Annotated in this window: 16 protein-coding genes; 6 read left to right on the forward strand and 10 right to left on the reverse strand. The window is 62.3% G+C overall.

Going from position 1 to position 15,240, the window contains the following annotated elements; genetic code table 11:
- Positions 1 to 74: 74 nt before the first annotated feature.
- From DFO46_RS03500 to ureG, 5 genes are all read left to right on the forward strand, one after another.
- The gene (locus DFO46_RS03500) at positions 75 to 764 is read left to right on the forward strand and encodes a TIGR02117 family protein (protein WP_120276344.1); all 690 of its coding nucleotides are present in this window, start codon (positions 75 to 77) and stop codon (positions 762 to 764) included.
- Between the two features lie 264 nt (positions 765 to 1,028).
- On the forward strand, positions 1,029 to 1,883 hold the full coding sequence (locus DFO46_RS03505; protein ID WP_110792198.1) for a GGDEF domain-containing protein: 855 nt from the start codon (positions 1,029 to 1,031) through the stop codon (positions 1,881 to 1,883).
- A gap of 64 nt (positions 1,884 to 1,947) precedes the next feature.
- Entirely contained in the window at positions 1,948 to 2,415 is a 468-nt protein-coding gene (gene ureE, locus DFO46_RS03510; RefSeq protein WP_120276345.1) for an urease accessory protein UreE, read from the forward strand.
- A complete protein-coding gene (locus tag DFO46_RS03515; RefSeq protein WP_120278123.1) occupies positions 2,408 to 3,097 on the forward strand; it encodes an urease accessory UreF family protein in 690 nt (229 codons plus the stop codon). Before ureE ends, DFO46_RS03515 begins: the two co-directional genes overlap by 8 nt.
- A 27-nt stretch (positions 3,098 to 3,124) precedes the next feature.
- Entirely contained in the window at positions 3,125 to 3,736 is a 612-nt protein-coding gene (gene ureG, locus DFO46_RS03520) for an urease accessory protein UreG (RefSeq protein ID WP_110792202.1), read from the forward strand.
- Positions 3,737 to 3,767: 31 nt separating this feature from the next.
- Here the strand turns inward: ureG and DFO46_RS03525 are convergent, their stop codons facing one another.
- The 10 genes from DFO46_RS03525 to DFO46_RS03565 form a co-directional block, all read right to left on the reverse strand.
- Positions 3,768 to 4,451: a Crp/Fnr family transcriptional regulator gene (locus DFO46_RS03525; RefSeq protein WP_110791912.1), complete on the reverse strand. Its 684-nt coding sequence runs from the start codon at positions 4,449 to 4,451 to the stop codon at positions 3,768 to 3,770.
- A gap of 314 nt (positions 4,452 to 4,765) precedes the next feature.
- The gene (locus DFO46_RS03530) at positions 4,766 to 5,275 is read right to left on the reverse strand and encodes an outer membrane protein (RefSeq protein WP_245422505.1); all 510 of its coding nucleotides are present in this window, start codon (positions 5,273 to 5,275) and stop codon (positions 4,766 to 4,768) included.
- Positions 5,217 to 5,441, reverse strand: coding sequence for a hypothetical protein (locus DFO46_RS24090; RefSeq protein ID WP_245422506.1), 225 nt, complete (start codon positions 5,439 to 5,441; stop codon positions 5,217 to 5,219). Before DFO46_RS24090 ends, DFO46_RS03530 begins: the two co-directional genes overlap by 59 nt.
- Before the next feature lie 148 nt (positions 5,442 to 5,589).
- The gene (locus tag DFO46_RS03535) at positions 5,590 to 8,913 is read right to left on the reverse strand and encodes an efflux RND transporter permease subunit (protein WP_120276346.1); all 3,324 of its coding nucleotides are present in this window, start codon (positions 8,911 to 8,913) and stop codon (positions 5,590 to 5,592) included.
- A gap of 14 nt (positions 8,914 to 8,927) precedes the next feature.
- Positions 8,928 to 10,118 (reverse strand): efflux RND transporter periplasmic adaptor subunit, encoded by a 1,191-nt coding sequence (locus tag DFO46_RS03540; RefSeq protein WP_120276347.1) that lies wholly within the window; start codon positions 10,116 to 10,118, stop codon positions 8,928 to 8,930.
- A 330-nt stretch (positions 10,119 to 10,448) separates the two neighbouring features.
- Entirely contained in the window at positions 10,449 to 11,441 is a 993-nt protein-coding gene (locus DFO46_RS03545) for an ABC transporter substrate-binding protein (protein WP_110791917.1), read from the reverse strand.
- A 30-nt stretch (positions 11,442 to 11,471) separates the two neighbouring features.
- Positions 11,472 to 12,338: an ABC transporter permease gene (locus DFO46_RS03550; RefSeq protein ID WP_110791918.1), complete on the reverse strand. Its 867-nt coding sequence runs from the start codon at positions 12,336 to 12,338 to the stop codon at positions 11,472 to 11,474.
- On the reverse strand, positions 12,335 to 13,219 hold the full coding sequence (locus DFO46_RS03555; protein ID WP_120276348.1) for an ABC transporter permease: 885 nt from the start codon (positions 13,217 to 13,219) through the stop codon (positions 12,335 to 12,337). Before DFO46_RS03555 ends, DFO46_RS03550 begins: the two co-directional genes overlap by 4 nt.
- Positions 13,220 to 13,221: 2 nt before the next feature.
- The gene (locus tag DFO46_RS03560; protein WP_120276349.1) at positions 13,222 to 13,557 is read right to left on the reverse strand and encodes a hypothetical protein; all 336 of its coding nucleotides are present in this window, start codon (positions 13,555 to 13,557) and stop codon (positions 13,222 to 13,224) included.
- Positions 13,558 to 13,908: 351 nt separating this feature from the next.
- Positions 13,909 to 14,697 carry an ABC transporter ATP-binding protein gene (locus DFO46_RS03565; RefSeq protein ID WP_110792207.1) on the reverse strand — a complete coding sequence of 263 codons (789 nt, stop codon included), beginning with the start codon at positions 14,695 to 14,697 and terminating at the stop codon, positions 13,909 to 13,911.
- 124 nt (positions 14,698 to 14,821) lie between these two features.
- Between DFO46_RS03565 and DFO46_RS03570 the strand changes: the two genes are divergently transcribed.
- The gene (locus DFO46_RS03570; RefSeq protein ID WP_110791923.1) at positions 14,822 to 15,235 is read left to right on the forward strand and encodes a cupin domain-containing protein; all 414 of its coding nucleotides are present in this window, start codon (positions 14,822 to 14,824) and stop codon (positions 15,233 to 15,235) included.
- Positions 15,236 to 15,240: the final 5 nt, after the last annotated feature.

The following is a 15,240-nucleotide window of genomic DNA, read 5'->3' on the forward strand; positions in this document are numbered from 1 at the left end:
ATCACTGACTTGGCTTGTGTGAAAGACCGTCTGTTAAAAATGTTGTCGAAAGCCACGAAGCCTGAGGTGCGTTGATGCGAAGGGTTTTGCGCGTGCTCTCTGCGGGTTTGCTGCTCGTCCTTTTCGCGCTTGGCCTTGGGACCTTCGTCCCACGTCCGCTTGTGGCACCGTCGCTTGCCGCATCGACAGAGACCCGCGAAATCCTGTTGCTTTCCAATCCGATCCACACCGATATTGCGCTTCCGCTTGACGAAGAGGTGCGAGCGGCTTTCGCCGATCTCATGCCCTCCGGGCTGCCGATCGGCATGCCGGGTGCGGACTACCTTGTGTTCGGCTGGGGTGGGCGGTCCTTCTATATCGAGACGCCAACCTGGGGCGATCTGAAGCCGCTGCCGGTGCTGCGGGCGCTGACGGTCGACCGGTCGGTACTGCATGTGCAGGTCGCGGGGCCGATTGACCTTCATCACCCGGCGGTCCGTCCACTCACCATTTCGGCCGATGGGCGCCGCCGGATGATCGCTTCGATCCGCGATAGCTTTCAGCGGCAAGGCGGCGCGCCGATCGTGATCGAGGGTGCGGCCTATGGCCTGGACGACGTCTTCTTCGAGGCGAATGGCCACTTCAACGCTTTGATTGGCTGCAATACCTGGACTGCGGCAATGCTGCGTCAAGGCGGGCTCACGACGGGCTGGTGGACGCCGCTGCCGCAACTGCTCGACTGGTCGCTCGCGCGAATCGAATCGCCGGCAAAGTTGCAGTCCTGAAACACCTGACCAAACCGAATCATGGCGCCAACGCGGATGTGCGTGGATAGGCCTGATCTGCTCCCCTAGAAATTCACGGCGAAACTTGTCCAAGCGCAGATATGGACGGGGTGTCTCGCTATTTTTCGCATTCCATGGTTGTATTGGTGGTCGTTTTGGGTTGTTGTTCTTTCATTTTACAGGTCGTTCAATTTTGAAAGACTTAATTAGAGATTGGGGAAGGATTGATCCCTAATCCATACAAATCTCATGAAGGAGCATCTGGTGGATATCATCAGGACGTGGCTGTGGCGGCAGATCGATCTGGGTACGTTCGACAACCAGAAGGCGATTCTGGGTTTTGCGCTGTCGGTCAGCTGTCGCGCCGTCATTCTTGCCAGCGCTATCAGCCTCGCCACCTTGCCTGTGCTCTATGGCTTCGGGTTCCTGACCATGCCGATCGACGAGGCGGTGAAGATCACCGTCGCCTTTTCCTGGCTTTTCGGCGGCGCGTTCTCCGGAGCTTTCGCCTTCGTCGCCGGCCTCGTCATTCGTGACCTGACGCAGTCGCGGGCGGAATTCGAACGGCTCAGTCGGACCGATACGCTGTCCGGGCTCGCCAATCGACGCGCCTTCAACGATGCCTTTGCCCGGGTGGATGGCGAGGCCTCTCTCGCCATCATCGACATCGACCGTTTCAAGTCGATCAACGACCGATTCGGCCACAATGCCGGCGACCTCGTCATCCAGGAGATCTCGGCCATCTTCCGGCAGGTGTTCGGCGAGCGCCATCTGGTCGCGCGGCTGGGGGGCGAGGAATTTGGCGTGATCCTGAATGGGAGCGAGCCTGCGCAACGGCTGGCGCTGGTCGAGCGGGCGCGCAGCCTCGTTGCGGGGAGGGGGTTCGTCTGCGACGGCATCGAGCTTTCCGTCACCATGTCCGCCGGCGTTGCGGAATTTCTGCCGGACCGCCGACCGGAATGGGTCTATGCGCAGGCCGACAAGGCGCTCTACCTGGCCAAGTCCCATGGACGCAACCGGGTCATGCACGAGCAGGCCCTCAGCATGGCAGAGGAAAGCGCGGCCGACTATGCCGCTGATCCAGCGGTGAATTTCAACGGCGTCGGAGCCAAGGGCTGAAGTTCAATCTTGCTCGCTGCCTTCCGTTTGTGCATGGTTCAAAAAACAGACATTCGGAGATTTCATGCAGCGCGCGACAAGCTACAAACCCGCCGGAACCGTGGCCGAGGCCCCCGACGGCATCGTCGTTCTGTCGCATGATGCGCGCCACCTTCGCCGCAAGCTGCTGCATCTCGATGATGGCGCCATGGTCATGCTCGACCTCAAGGAGCCGGTGCTGTTTGCCCATGGGGACAGGCTCGTTCTTGATGACGGCACCACGATCGAAATCCGTGCCGCCGAAGAGCGGCTGTTCCAGATCACGGCGCGCGATGGTCTGCATCTGATCGAACTTGCCTGGCATCTCGGCAACCGACATCTGGCAGCCCAGATCGAGACGGACCGGATCCTCATCCTGCGCGACCATGTCATCAGAGACATGCTGACCGGGCTTGGTGCCGAGGTGAGCGAAGTCGTCGAACCCTTTCAGCCGGTGCGGGGTGCCTATCATGCGCATGGCAACCATGGACATGGCGCCGGTGGCCATGGCTGATGCCGTCGCTTCAGGCCGTCTTGGCGACCAGCGCGCGCTTCTGCGGCTGATGGCGTGGCTGTCGCCGGCCTTTCCTGTCGGCGGGTTTGCCTATTCCGGCGGGCTGGAAAGTGCCATCGTCGACAGGCATGTGCGCGATGCCAGCAGCCTTGGATCCTGGATCGGCCTGCTGCTCGATCACGGCGGCCTGCGCAATGATGCCATCCTCTTTGTCGACGCCCATCGGCGGCAGAGGGAAGAGGGCGATCTTGGCGAACTCGTGGAACTGGCCGTGGCGCTGGCGGGCTCGGCAGAGCGCCATGCGGACATCACTCGGCAGGGCGAAGCCTTCGTGACGGCGGCGGCCGGCTGGCCGCATTCCGTGCTGGACATGTTATCCGGGCCGGTTGCCTACAGCGTTGCCGTTGGCGCCGTCGCTGCGGCGCACGGCGTGGCGCCGGGCGATGCGCTTGCGGCCTTCCTGCATGCACAGGTGTCGATGCTCGTCTCCGTTGCCATCCGTCTCGGCGTGATCGGTCAGAGCCATGGCGTCGGCCTGATCGCTGCGTTCGAGGAGCGGATCCTCCTGGCGGTGCCGAGCCTGGAGCGGCTGGGGCTGGACGATCTTGGCTCGGCAGCCATTGCGGCCGAAACCCTCAGCATGCGCCACGAGACGCAGTATTCCCGGCTTTTCCAATCCTAGTTTTCGCAAGGTCGCAGCATGAACATGATCAAGTCAAAGAATGGTCCGCTCCGTGTCGGTATCGGCGGGCCAGTCGGGTCCGGCAAGACGGCACTGACCGAGAAGCTCTGCAAGGCGATGCGTGATCAGTATTCCGTCGCCGTCGTCACCAACGACATCTACACGCGCGAGGATGCCGATGCGCTGATCCGCATGCAGGCGCTCAGTTCCGACCGCGTGGTGGGCGTCGAGACGGGCGGGTGTCCCCATACGGCAATCCGGGAGGATGCCTCGATCAATCTGAGGGCCATCGCCGATCTCAACGCCCGCATCCCCGACCTCGACCTCGTCTTCATCGAATCGGGGGGAGACAATCTGGCAGCGACCTTCTCGCCCGATCTCGCTGACATCACGCTCTATGTGATTTCGGTCTGCCAGGGCGAGGAAATCCCGCGCAAGGGCGGGCCGGGGATCACACGCTCGGATCTGCTTGTCATCAACAAGACGGATCTCGCGCCGCATGTCGGCGTCGATCTCGAGGTGATGGAACGGGATGCCGGGCGGATGCGGGCCGGGGGCCCCTTCGTCTTTACCGATCTGAAGCGGGGGGCTGGCGTCGAACGCATCGTCGCCTTCCTGCAGGAGAGCGGCGGGCTGTAAGCCACGCCGTATCTCCTATGTCTTTCAGCGCTCAGATCTGCTTGAGGGCCGTCACGTCGTTGATCTGGATGGTGCGGCCACGCACGGTGACACCGGCGCGACGCAGCGTCGAGAAGGCGCGCGACAGGGCTTCGGGTGCCAGACCCAGCTTGCCGGCCAGCAGGCTCTTCTGAAAGGGCAGGCGGATCGACGCCGGGCCGCCATCGGTGTTGCAGGCTGTCAGCAGGTAGTGGGCCACGCGCTGTGGCGCTGTCTGCAGGCGGTCATTGGCAATGCAGTCCATCGTGGCGCGCAGGTGGTCGGACAGGCAGCGCATGATGGTTTTCGCCACGTCCTTCTCCTGTTCGGCAAGGGCGCGTACCTTTTGCAGGTCGAAGCGTGCGAGCGTCACGGTCTCTGCGGCTTGTGCGTTGTAGAGATAGTTGTCGCCCATCGCCAGCAGGCATTCGGCAAAGGTGTCGCCGGGGCCGCAGATGCGGATATCGGCTTCCCGGCCGTCCTTGTTCAGCCGGTAGAGGCGGACATAACCGCCAAGCACGCAGTAGAAGAACTCTGCGTGGTCGCCTTCGCGGAAGAGCACGTCGCGCGATTCGTAATTGGCGACGGTCGCAATCTCCAGCATGGCCGCCATCGCGGATGGCCCGAGCTGTGAGAGGAAGGATGTCCGCAAAAGCGTGTTCTTGTCTCGCGTGTTCAGTCTCAAGATCTTGTTCACGGTTTCCCCGGCTCCCCGTTCATCGCCATGCCATGGACCGACAAATCACCTGCGCGAGCCATCTTCGCGCTTCCGGTGCCCGCATCCGCAAACCTGCGCCGCCACCCCCGGTGGTGCTGCAAACCCGCAGGATATCGGGCGCGTCGCCCCTTTCCAGCCCTTGCAGCATAGTGCCGGTTGCACCTGTCATGTTTGATTTCGATCAACCCGCCAGCCGGTTGCATGAGAATATCCGCAGGAACCTGAGGGCGCAGACAAGAAGAGGCGCGCCGTTGCCGGAGCGCCCCCGAAGTCTGCCACTTTCTGCGATTGCGTCAGAACTTGACGCCGACGCCCAGCTTGATGCTGTGCTGGCTGAGATCCGATTTCACCGCCGTACCGCTAAAATCGAGATCCTTGCTGCCGAAGTCGTTGTAGCGATAGTCGAGGCGGCCAAAGATCCGGTCGGTGATGGCGTAATCCACGCCGGCGCCAACGGTATAGCCGTGAAAGGTCTCCGATGCGCTTCCGAGGATTGCGTTGTCGGCCTCAGCCCGCGTTGCCACGTAACCTGCTGCCACATAGATCAAAGCACGATCGGCGGCATAGCCGACGCGGCCGCGAACGGAGCCCTGCCATTCGGCTTTGCCGTCGACATCGCCGAACACCGACAACATCGTCGTATCATTCCAATTGTAGTCCACATTGGCATCGAGGCCGAGCACGAGATTGTTGGTGAACTGCTTGTTGTAGCCGGCAAAGAACCCGAGGATGCCTCCATCGAGGTCACCTTGCAGTGGCGCGGCACCCCCCCGCCGCCGCTCCGGCATCGAAGGTGCCGTCAAGCCAAGCATAGCCCGTCTGGATGCCGGCATAGCCGCCGGTCCAATCGAAACCGCTCGGGCTGACTTCTGCGGCGACTGGGGCTTGCGGGACGGAGGAGACCGCATCGGCTGCAGATGCGGTGGTGGCCATCAGCACGACGGCAGCGGTAGCAATGAGTTTCTTCATTAGAAGATCCTGAATTGGTTGAATCGGTTATGTATAGCAACTTATGCGATAACCATTGCCGATTCAGATCCAAACAGGCAAGCGGGATTTCCTTTCTCTCGATAAAGGTCCGAATTTGGCCGATCAGGCCCGCCCGGTCTCCTCGCCGCTACTCGGCGGCGAGGGGAGGCAGGTTGATGACATTGCCGTTGCCGTCACCCTTGCGGATATCGGTCTTGCTGCGTTCGACTGCGGCGAGGCGCTTTTCCACCGCCTGCAGGCTGTCGAAGTTGCGGCGCGTCAGATGCGACAGGTCTTCGGCGGAAAGAACCTTCTCTTCGACTTCCTTCTTGCCGACGAAGCGTCCGAAGAGCCAGGCGAGCAGACGCGAGAGATCGTCGAGGATCAGGAAGAAGGCCGGAACCACGACGAGACTGAGTGCCGTGGAGACGATGATGCCGCCGATCACGGCGATCGCCATCGGCGAGCGGAACGAGCCGCCTTCACCCACACCGAGCGCCGAGGGCAGCATGCCGGCCGACATGGCGATCGAGGTCATGATGATCGGCCGGGCGCGCTTGCGTCCCGCTTCCACCATGGCTTCCAGGCGGTGCATGCCCTGATTGCGCATTTCGATCGCGAAGTCGACCAGCAGGATGGCGTTTTTCGTCACGATGCCCATCAGCATCAGGATGCCGATCAGGACCGGCATGGACAGCGCATTGTTGGTGACGATCAGGCCGACCGCCACGCCGCCGATGGCGAGCGGCAGCGAGAACAGGATGGTGAAGGGCTGGATCACGTTCTTGAAAAGCAGGATCAGCACCGTCAGCACCAGCAAAAGGCCGAGGATCATCGCATTGACGAAGCTCTGCTGCATCTCGGCCTGGATCTTGGCGTCGCCGCTTTCGGCAAGCCGGACGCTCGCGGGAATGTCCGCGCTCTTCACCGTGTCGCGGAAGGCCTTGGTGGCGGTGTCGAGGGCAATGCCCTGGGGCAGGCCCGCACCGATGGTGACCACACGGTTGCGGTCGTTGCGCTTGATCGAGGACACGCCTTCCGAATAGTCGATGTCGGCAACGCTCGATAGCGGCACGGTCGCGCCCGATGCCGTGCGAACCTTGAGCGCGCGCAAGGCGGCCAGGTTGGTTCTCAGATCAAGCGAAGCCTGAACGCGGATCGGGATCTGGCGATCATCGAGCGAGATCTTCGGCAGGGCGGCGTCCACGTCACCAATGGTGGCAACGCGGATGGTCTGCGAGATCTGCTGAGCGGTGATGCCGAGGCGGGCCGCCTCATCCGCGCGGGGGCGGATCTGCAGTTCCGGGCGCGGGAGCGCACCTTCCGAGCTGACATTCGACAGTTCCGGGACCGTCCGCAGCTTCGCTTCGAGAATGGCGATGGCCGCGTTCAGCTCGTCCTCGTTCTTCGAGAGGAAGTTGAAGGAGATATCGCGCTCGCCGCGGTCGTTCAGCTTCAGTACGCGAATGTCGGCGATGGAGGCGAGCTTTTCGAAAACCTCTTCCTCGATGTCCCATTGCGGACGCGTGCGGCCGTGTTCCTCGATCTTGGGCAGATACGGGCCGATCACCGGAAGTCCGCCGAGACCCTTGTTCACGAGGGTCTTGAGCAGCGAGTGGTCGATGCGGTCGAGATTCATGGTGACGCTGGCGCGGCGCAGCTCAAGATCGCCCCTCGGCGAGGCGCCGCCGAGGATGAAGATGCTGGAGACGTCCGACACATCCTTGACCGCCGCATAGATTTCTTCGGTCTTGCGCTCGGTCTCGTCGAGCGTCGCGTTCGGCGGCAGTTCGACGGACAGGGTGATGCGGCCTGCGTCTTCCGGCGGCAGGAAGCTGCCGGGAACCTGCGCGAGCAGCATCAGCGAGCCGATGAGGAAGACGATGGCCGCAACGAGGGTGCCCAGGCGCGAATACCAGCGGCGCGTGGTGAAGCGCACGAGACGGGTATAGAGCTTCAGCGGCACGCTGTCGTTGTCGTGATGATCGTCCATCGCGTCTTCGGCGCGCATCAGATAGGCCGCCATCATCGGCGTGATGAGGCGGGCAACCAGCAGCGAGAAGAAGACGGAGAAGGCAACCGTCAGGCCGAACTGGATGAAGTACTGGCCGGGAATGCCCGGCATGAAGGAAACAGGCACGAAGACGGCGATAATGGTGAAGGTGGTCGCGATGACGGCGAGACCGATTTCATCGGCCGCCTCGATCGCCGCGCGATAGGGCGTCTTGCCCATCTTGATGTGGCGGGCGATGTTTTCCACCTCGACGATCGCATCATCGACGAGAATACCGGTCGCCAGCGTGAGCGCCAGGAAGCTGACCAGATTGAGCGAGAAGCCCATCATGTCCATGACCCAGAAGGTCGGGATGGCCGACAGCGGCAGTGCGATGGCTGAAATCAGTGTGGCACGCCAGTTGCGCAGGAAGAGCAGCACGACGATGACGGCGAGAATGGCGCCTTCGATCAGCGTGTGCATGGCCGCTTCGTAGTTGCCGTAGGTGAAGTAGACGGAATCGTCGATCATTTCGATCTGGACATCAGGGTTCTCGGCGCGCACCTGGGCGAGACTTTCAGCGACGGTTTCTGCGACCGTCACTTCGCTGGCGCCCTTGGCGCGGAACACCGCGAAGGACACGACGGGTTTGCCATCGTGTCGTGCAAAGGATTTCGGCTCCTGATAGGTGTCCTTGACGGTTCCGAGGTCCGAGAGCTTGACGAAGCGATCGCCCGGAAGCGCAATCGTCGTGCCGGCGAGGCTCGTCACGTCCCTGTTGTCGCCGAGCGTGCGGATCGACTGCTCGGCGCCGGCAACCTGGCCACGACCGGAGCCGAGGTCGACATTGGTTCCCCTTAACTGGCTGGATACGTCAGCGGCGGTGATGCCGAGGGCATCCAGGCGGTTGGGATCGAGTTCGACGCGGACTTCACGGTCTGAGCCGCCGTAACGGTCGACCCGGCCGATGCCGGGCTGGCCCTGCAAAGCACGCTTGATCGTGTCATCGACAAACCACGAGAGTTCAGCGAGATTCATGTCCGGCGAGGAAACGGCAAAGCTCTGGATCGCCTGACCTTCGACGTCGATCTTGGTGACGATCGGCTCGTCGACCGAAGCCGGCAGGTCGCCGCGAATGCGGTCGATGGCGTCCTTGACGTCCTGCACGGCCTGTTCGGTCGGAACTTCCATGCGGAACATGATGATGGTCTGCGACTGGCCATCGGTCACGTTCGAATTGATTTCATCGACGCCGGTGATCGAGGCGACCGCGTCCTCGACCTCCTTGGTCACCTGGCTTTCAAGCTCGGCCGGGGAGGCGCCGCTCTGGCCGACGGTGACCGCGACCAAGGGCACGTCGATGTTCGGGAACCGGGTGATCGGCAGCGCGTTGAAGGACTGAATCCCGACCACGACCAACAGGAAAAACGCCAGGATCGGCGCGATCGGGTTTCGGATGGACCATGCAGAGAAGTTCATGGCGACGTCGTTCCTCAGTTGGATACGCTGCTGGTGTCTTCTACGGGATTGATCCGGTCACCTTCACGGACGAAGACGCCCGCCTTGGCGACGACCAGGTCACCCTCCTTCAGTCCTTCGGTCACTTCGATGTAGGGACCGTCCTGGATGCCTGTCTTGACCGTCTGCATCTTGACCACACCGTCCGTGACGAGGCGTACCGTGGTCACGTTACGCTCGCTGGTGATGGCCGAGAGGGGCAGCGCGATATCATCAGCCTTGCCAATGGTGATCGCGGCATTTCCATACATGCCGGCGCGTGCGGCCATGTCGTCGTCGATGGCAATATGCACCGAACCCATGCGGGTCAGGGCGTCAACCACCGGCGAGACCAGCCGGATCGAGCCGGTGATCGGGGTCTTGGTGCCTGCAACCGTAATGACGGCTTCCTGGTCCGTCTTCAACCGCAGTATATCACTTTCCGTCACGTCCGCCACCAGTTCGATCTGGCCATCGCGAATGACGGTGAACAGCGGCGAGGCGCTGCCAGAGGCGATGGCGCCGATGCGGGCGTTGCGAACCGAAATGATGCCGGCGACAGGCGACTTGATCTCCGTGCGGGCGAGGCGCAGGTCGATATCCGAGATCTGCGTCTCGATCACCTTGATGTCCGCTTGGGCCACCGCAATTGCCTGCTTGGCGCTCTCGACGCGGGTCTGGGCGCTGGCGAGCGAGGTTTCGGCCTGTTCGCGCTGCGAAGCTGAGGCCGAACCGCTGGTGACGAGACGCGAGGCCCGGTCGAACTGGCGCTGGGCTTCCTTGAGATTGGCTTCGGCTTCGACCACCTGAGCGCGCGACTGGGCCAGAGAGGCCTCAGCCTTGGCAAGGTTTGCCGCCTGCTGGCTGCGTTCCAGCTTCAGCGTGTCATCGTTGAGGCGGGCGACAACCTGACCGGCGGCCACCGTGTCGCCGACATCGGCTTCCAGGGACTTGATCTGAAGACCTTCGACCTGCGGCTGGATGTAGACGTCCTCGACCGCCTTGATCGTGCCGGTGGCGACGATCCGGTCGACCAGATCGCGGCTCTTGGCCTGGGTGACGACGATCGAGGGCAGAGCAGGGGCCGTTGCCGCGTCTGCTGGCTTTTCCTCAGCGAAGGCGACCGAGGCCATCAGCGTCAGCATGGAGGCCAGCATGATGGCCCTGGGGCTCGTGTTTATAAGCATGGGTCCCTTCCCCAAAAATAGATCGCAAGTCCGTTCATATTACGCATGGGCGCCGTATCCGGCTCACATCCAAGGCGCAATAACAACCCCCACCGTAGCGCCGCGTGGGCGGCACCGGTACCCCAACATCCTGCCAGAGGTGGGCGATCGGCCAAATGCTTGCAAGAGGCGCTGGCCGTGATTTCAGGTTCGGCGAAAAGAATGTTCAATATTGGACTGTGGTGTTGCCGAAATGCAATTCAGCGATGCCAATTTGATCAGCGTTGCCTACAAAATATTCGAGCACGGGGATCACTCCCCGTGCCCGTTACTTGCTGTGGTCCGCCAAGACTATTTCAGGGCCGCGTCGGTGATCTCGGTCGTGTAAGCCCCCGTCGGCTCCTTGGAGATCACCGGATCCGAGCCGCCGCCGAGCAGCGTCTTCACGGTACGATCGTAATCGGCCTTGTCGAGCGCGCCGTTCGAGCCGGCCGTCAGCTTGGCGACTTCGCTCATCATGCGCTTCTGATGCTGCTCGGTCTGGGCACCCGACGCGTCGTTTTCGAGAACGATCTCGGCTGCTTCGTCGGAGTTCTCCTCGGCATATTTCCAGCCCTTCATCGACGCGCGAACGAACTTGACCATCTTTTCCTTGAAGGCCGGGTCCTTCAGCTTGTCCTCAAGCACATAGAGACCGTCTTCGAGCGTGGCGACGCCTTCGTCTTCATACTTGAAGGTGACCAGGTCTTCCGCCTTGATGCCGGCATCGATGACCTGCCAGTATTCGTTGTAGGTCATGGTCGAGATGCAGGCGGCCTGCTTCTGCAGCAGCGGGTCGACGTTGAAGCCTTGCTTCAGAACCGTCACGCCGCCTTCCGAACCGTCGGTCTTGATGCCGAGCGTGCTCATCCAGGACAGGAACGGATATTCGTTGCCGAAGAACCAGACGCCGAGCGTCTTGCCCTTGAAATCTTCCGGCTTGGTGATGCCGGTTTCCTTCAGACAGGTCAGCATCATGCCCGAGGACTTGAAGGGCTGGGCGATGTTGACGAGCGGAACGCCCTTTTCGCGGGTGGCAAGTGCCGACGGCATCCAGTCGACGATCACGTCAGCGCCGCCACCAGCCAGAACCTGCGGCGGAGCAATATCCGGACCGCCCGGCTTGATTTCGACGTCGAGGCCTTCTTCTTCGTAGAAGCCCTTGTCTTTCGCGACGTAATAGCCGGCGAACTGGGCCTGGGTTACCCATTTCAGCTGGAGGGTCACCTTGTCGGCGGCGGCGGCCTGCAGGGCGGTCAGCGAGACCGCAGCTGACAGCAGCAGGGATGCGAGTTTGACAGTCATTTCAGTTCCCTCTTTTCTTGTTAGTCCCACTTACGTCCGGCCACCACGGACGGACGGATGCCAGAAGGTGACCCGGCGTTCGGCCAGTGCCACCAATCCGTAGAAGACCGAGCCGGCGAGTGCGGCAACCGCAATCTCGGCCCAGACCATGTCGACATTCGAGCGTCCGACCTCGGTCGAGATCCGGAAGCCCATGCCGACAATCGGGGTGCCGAAGAATTCTGCCACGATCGCACCGATCAGCGCGAGGGTGGAATTGATCTTCAGCGCATTGAAGATGAAAGGCCAGGCGGCGGGAAGCCGCAGGCGCACCAGCGTCTGCCACCAGGAGGCGGCATAGGTGTGCATCAGGTCGCGTTCCATATGGCTGGCAGACGCCAAACCCTGGACCGTGTTCACCAGCATCGGGAAGAAGGTCATGATGACGACGACGGCGACTTTCGACTGCCAGTCGAAGCCGAACCACATGACCATGATCGGGGCGATGCCGACGACCGGGAGCGCCGAGACGAAGTTGCCGATCGGCAGCAGACCCTTCTGGAGGAAGGGTGAGCGGTCGATCAGGATCGCGGCGATGAAGCCGAGGCTGCAGCCGGCGACGTAGCCGGTGATGACCGATTTCAGGAAGGTCTGCTGGAAATCCGCCCAGAGGATATGGGTGGAGGTGAGGATTCGCGCCCAGATCATCGAGGGGGCGGGGAGCAGGATCGAGGGGATCTCGAAGCCGCGCACGAGGCATTCCCAGATGACGAGCAGCGTCACGCCAAAGATCAGCGGGACGGCAATGCCGATCGCGCGGCGGGCGGCCGGATCCTTGGTGCGCAGACGCACCAGCCATTCGTTGAGGCCCCAGGTGCAGAGCCAGAAGACAAAGGCGAAGACGAGATACCCGTTCATGGCTTGACCCCCATGCGTGCGAGCACCCTTGTGTGCGCCATGCCGACGATCGAGACGAGCAGGGCAGCCAAGCCCGCTGCCATGAAGAGGGCGGCCCAGATCTGGATGGTCTGGCCGTAATACGAGCCGGAGAGCAGGCGGGCGCCGAGGCCCGCGACAGCACCGGTCGGCAGTTCACCGACGATCGCACCGACGAGCGAGATCGCGATGGCCACCTTCAGCGAGGTGAAGAGATAGGGCATGGAGGCCGGCCAACGCAGCTTCCAGAAGGTCTGGGTCTGGCTGGCGTTATAGGTGTGCATCAGGTCAAGCAGCAGGATATCGGGGCTGCGCAGGCCCTTCACCATGCCGACGACAATCGGGAAGAAGGAAAGATAGGTCGAAATCAGGGCCTTGGGCATCAATCCGGAGATGCCGATGGAATTCAACACCACAATGATCATTGGCGCGATGGCGAGGATCGGGATCGTCTGGGAGGCGATGACCCAGGGCATCAGCGATCGGTCCATCGCCCGGTTGTGAACGATGGCGATGGCCAGCACGATGCCGAGCACGGTTCCCATGGCAAAGCCGGCCAGTGTCGCCGAGAGCGTGATCCAGGCATGGTAGACCAGGCTGCGCTTGGAGGTGACGGCCTTGTTGATGGTGGTGTCCCAGAGTTCGGCGACGATCTGGTGCGGGGCCGGCAGCACCGGGCGCTCCTGCGCAAAGGTCCGCTCGACGACCTCAGCGAAGGTGATCTCCTCGCCGGCACGGGCCGCTTGGTCGCGCACGAAGGGCGCGTTCAGGTAGACGACGAAGAGATGCCAGACGACGAGGATCGCCAGGATCACCGTCAGGATCGGCAGGATGCGGTCGCGGAAGTTGGACGGCTCGGCCATGGTCACACGCCTCCCTTTGCCGGAAAGAGCATCAGCGCCATGGAGACGACACCAAGCGCCACGCCGGCCGTCTGGATGTTGCTGAGCCTTTCGCCGAAGAGGAAGAAGGCGATGACGTTGATGAGGACCAGCTGGGCGATGGCCGAAGCGGAGATGGCCAAGCCCAGCCCACCCTCACGCATCAGCTTCACCATCATCAGATTGCCGAGGCAGTAGAGGGCGAGCGAGGCCAAGAGCACCCAGAGCCTGCCGTTGTCGACATAGGCGCGGGAGACGGTGGCGGCGCCGAGGAAGGTCGCCATGGCGGCACCGAGCCACAGGAGGAAGGTGGGGTTCATGGGGTGATCCCTCGCGTCGAGAGAGCATTACCCCCCTCTGTCACTCCGTGACATCTCCCCCACAAGGGGGGAGAGTGGCGGCTGGTGCTTTGCCATGGGAGTGCGACGGCGACCGCATCCCGCTCTCCCCCCTTGTGGGGGAGATGCCCGGCAGGGCAGAGGGGGGCGACCAGAGCCGCAGCATTAAAAGAGATGCCCCTCATCCCCGGCGCAAAATTTGCGCCTGACCTGCCGGCACCTTCTCCCCGTTGCAACGGGGAGAAGGGATGTGCGGCACAGCGCTTGCCATACCCTCTCCCCGCCTGCGGGGAGAGGGGCAGGGTGAGGGGCATATTTGCCGAAAGCAACACACTATTCCTCATAGCTATGCCCTGCCTTCAGACCCTCGCGCACGCGGTGCGCGATCTCGAGAAACTCCGGCGTCTCGCGGATGTCGAGCGGGCGTTCCTTGGGTAGCGTCGACTCGATGATGTCGGTTACCCGGCCGGGCCTAGGGCTCATGACGACGATCTTGGTGGAGAGGTAGACGGCCTCGGGGATCGAATGGGTGACGAAGCAGATCGTCTTGTTGGTGCGGTCCCAGAGCTTCAGAAGCTCCGAATTCAGGTGGTCGCGGACGATTTCGTCGAGCGCGCCGAAGGGTTCGTCCATCAGGAGGAGGTCCGCGTCGAAGGCGAGCGCGCGGGCGATCGAGGCGCGCTGCTGCATGCCGCCGGACAGCTGCCAGGGATATTTCTTGGCAAAGCCCGAGAGGTTGACAAGATCGAGCGTGCGCTCGATGCGCTTCTTCTTTTCGTCGGCGCTGTAGCCCATGATTTCGAGCGGCAGCGCGATGTTGTTCTCGATCGTGCGCCAGGGATAAAGGGCTGCCGCCTGAAAGACGTAGCCGTAGGAGCGCGCCTTGCGCGCCTCTTCCGGCGTCATGCCGTTGACGGTGATCTCACCGGCGGTGTGCTTTTCGAGATCGGCGATGACGCGGAGGAACGTGGTCTTGCCGCAGCCGGAGGGTCCGATGAAGGAGACGAAATCGCCCTTCTTCACTTCGAGATCGACATTCGACAGGGCGTGGACGGGGCCGTCATTGGTCTCGAAGGTGAGGCTCAGGTTCCTGGCCGAGACGACGGAGATGGGTGCATTCATGCGCTGGGACCAATCGGGTTTCTTGCAAAGGCCTTTCGCCTCTTGCATTCTTTGACGAGGCGGCCGCGCATCTCTCGCGGGCCGGGACTGGCGGCGTTTCCGCCAAAGGGATGAGGATCAGACCATGGATGCATCATCGAAGCCCACCTGCCGGATCGTGAAGCCCGGCCATACCTATGAGGGCAAGCAGGGACTGAGTTACTTTGAAGGGATCGCCGCCGAAACCGTGGGTGCCAAGGGCATTTGTATGCATGTGCTGACCATGCCGCCCGGCGCGCGCGCCAAGGCGCATCTGCACGAGAGCCACGAGACGGCGATCTACATGCTCTCCGGCCAGGCGCATACCTGGTACGGCGATCGGCTGGAAAACCATGTCGTGGTTCACGCGGGCGAGCTGTTCTACATTCCGGCCGGCGTGCCGCATCTGCCGGCGAACCTGTCGAACGCGCCCTGTACGGCGATCATAGCGCGCACCGATCCGAACGAGCAGGAGAGCGTCGTGCTGCTGCCGGAGCTGGATGGGTTGGTTGAGGTGTGAGGTCG

It is taken from the genome of Rhizobium sp. AG855 (assembly GCF_003610655.1).
Lineage (GTDB): Bacteria > Pseudomonadota > Alphaproteobacteria > Rhizobiales > Rhizobiaceae > Allorhizobium > Allorhizobium wuzhouense.